2 protein-coding genes and 1 pseudogene are annotated in these 2842 nt (G+C 75.4%); all 3 read left to right on the top strand.

Annotated elements, in window-relative coordinates; genetic code table 11:
• The first annotated feature begins 211 nt into the window (after positions 1-211).
• Entirely contained in the window at positions 212-1324 is a 1113-nt protein-coding gene (gene dprA, locus ACTUAL_RS23565; protein WP_440901777.1) for a DNA-processing protein DprA, read from the top strand.
• A gap of 33 nt (positions 1325-1357) precedes the next feature.
• A complete protein-coding gene (locus ACTUAL_RS23570) occupies positions 1358-2335 on the top strand; it encodes a tyrosine recombinase XerC (RefSeq protein ID WP_440901776.1) in 978 nt (325 codons plus the stop codon).
• 31 nt (positions 2336-2366) lie between these two features.
• Positions 2367-2842, top strand: a pseudogene (locus ACTUAL_RS23575) (hypothetical protein); the annotation flags it as partial.

Raw genomic sequence — 2842 nt, forward strand, 5'->3', positions numbered from 1 at the left:
AGCGCCTGCCTCTCCCTCCGCCTCAGCCCGAGCGCCCGCGCCCACTCACCCGGCCCAGCCCATTCACCCGGCCCAGCCCGCTCACCCGGCCCCTCACTCCGTCCAGCCCGCTCACTCCGTCCAGCCCGCTCACCCCGCCCAGCCCGCTCACCCCAACCTGAATGCGATTCAGGTCGCCAACCTGGACCCGGTTCGGCTCGCCCGCGCCTACCTGTCCCGTGTCGCCGAACCGCCCGCGTTCGCGCTCTCCGCGTTCGTCGCCGAGGTCGGTCCCGTCGAGGCGGCGCGGCTGGTGCAGGTCGGGGACGTTCCGGTGGCCGTCGCCGGTGAGACCGAGGCCCGGCGTCACGAGTGCCGGGCCGAGGAGGACCTGCGCCTGGTCGCAGGCATCGGTGGTCGCCTGGTGGTGCCCGAGGACGACGAGTGGCCCTCCTGGCCCTTCACCGCACTGGCCAACGCCGCGCGGCACGGGTTGCGCTGCGGGCTTGAGCCGCTCGCGCTCTGGGTGCGCGGGGACGCCCCGCTCGGCGCGCTGGTCGAGCGGGCGGTCGCGGTGGTCGGGAGTCGGGCGGCCAGCGGGTACGGGCTGCACGTCGCGGCCGAGTTCGGGGCCGGGCTCGCGCGGGCCGGGGTGACGGTGGTGTCCGGGGCGGCGTACGGGATCGACGGGGCCGCGCACCGCGGGGCGCTCGGCGCGGGTGGGGCGACGATCGCCGTGCTCGCCTGCGGCGTCGACCGGGCGTACCCCGCCGGGCACGCGGCCCTGCTGGGGCGGATCTCCGCCCAGGGGCTCGTGGTCAGCGAGTACCCGCCCGAGCGCGGGCCCGCCAAGCACCGGTTCCTGACCCGGAACCGGATCATCGCCGCCCTCGGCGACGGCACGGTCGTGGTCGAGGCCGGGAGGCGCAGCGGGGCGAAGAACACCGCGGCCACGACCGCCGCGCTCGGTCGGGTGCTGATGGCCGTGCCGGGCCCGGTCACCTCGCACAGCTCGCTCGGGTGCCACGAGCTGCTGCGGTCGGGCGAGGCCGTGCCGGTGACCAGCGCGGCGGAGGTGGTCGAGTCCGCGGGGCGGTTCGGGGCCGACCTGGTCGTGGCCACCCGCCGGTCCGACGACGGCGAGCCCAGGGGTGAGGCGCTGCGGGTGCACGAGGCGCTCAGCCCCACCGTCGAGCTGACGGCCGACGCGGTCGCCGTCGAGTCCGGGGTCGAACCGGCGCACGTGCGGGCGCTGCTGCCGCAGATGGAGCTGGTGGGGCTCGCGAGTCGGGGTCACCGGGGTTGGAAGCGCTCCCAGCCAGGAAGCGGGTGTGGCGATGCTTGACCGGGGGCGCGTGGTGCCCCAGCGTCAGAGGGCGTGTCCCCGCCTCCGCACCGCCGTCCGCGCCGCGTCGACCTCGTCCGGCTCCGCCGCGAGCTGCCGTCCGACGTCGCCACCGCGCTCGACGCCTACGAGCGCCACCTGTCGCTGGAGCGCGGCCTGTCCCCGCACACCGTCCGCGCCTACCTCGGCGACGCGGTCGCGCTGCTCGTCCACCTCGCCGCCGGGACGCCGGGGGACGCGGCGGTCGAGTCGGTGGACCTGCTCGGCCTGCGCTCGTGGCTGGCCGCCCAGCACGCCGAGGGGGCGAGCCGGACGACCATGGCGAGGCGCGCCGCGTCGGCCAGGGCGCTCACCGCGTGGGCCGCCCGCACGGGTCTGCTGGCGGAGGACCCCGGTCCCCGGCTGAACGCCCCGCGCCCCCACCGGACCCTGCCGGTGGTGGTCCGCCCGGACCAGGCCGGGGCGGCGCTGGAGGCCGCCGCGGCGGGCGCGGACCAGCACGATCCGGTTGCGCTCCGTGACCGGGCCGTGGTGGAGTTGCTGTACGCGTCAGGGGTCCGGGTAGCTGAGTTGTGCGGGCTCGACCTCGACGACGTGGACTACTCCCAAAGGGTGATTCGAGTTCTGGGCAAAGGCAGTCGCGAGCGCACTGTTCCCTTCGGCCTCCCGGCCGAACGGGCAGTTCGTCAATGGGCGGACCTGGGAAGATCCGCCCTGGTCACGGAGCGTTCGCATCGGGCCCTGTTCCTCGGCGCCCGAGGCGGGAGGCTCGACCCGCGTACCGCCAGGAGGGTTGTCCACGATGTCATGGGTGCGGTCCCCGGCTCGGCTGACGTCGGCCCGCACGGCCTGCGCCACTCCGCGGCCACGCACCTGCTGGAAGGGGGAGCCGATCTGCGCACCGTCCAAGAGCTCCTTGGTCACGCTACGCTCGCAACGACTCAGCTCTACACACACGTCACCGTCGAACGGCTGAAGGCAATCCATGATCGAACCCACCCCCGCTCCTGACACCGCAGGGGGCCGATCGCGGACCGCCACCGTGGCCACACCCCCAGCCCAGCACCTCCAGAAGAACGGCCACAACCACCCGGCCCCGCCCCAGGCCCAGCCCCTGCCCCAGCCCTCGCAGTGCCCCCAGGCCAGGACGTCCACCCAGGACCAGCGCACCCAGGACCAGCAGCCCACCCCCAAGCAGTCCGCCGCGCAGCAGCCCGTCGCGCAGCCGTCTGCCGCACAGCCGCCGACGCGCCACTCGGCGATGCCCCAGCCTGCGCCGCCAACCCCCAGGCAGCAGCAGGAAAGCCGGGATGCGCAGGACGGTCGGGATGCGCAGGGCGGTCGGGATGAGCCAGGGAGCCTGGGCGCGCAGGACCGCCCAGGGCTTCCGGAACAGCAGAGGGACGAGCCTGAGCAGCGGCAGGACGCGCCTGGCCAGTGGCAGGACGCGCCTGGCCAGTGGCAGGACGCGCCTGGCCAGTGGCAGGACGCGCCTAACCGGCAGTCCGGCGCGTCTGA

The sequence above is a fragment of the Actinosynnema sp. genome (assembly GCF_052038725.1).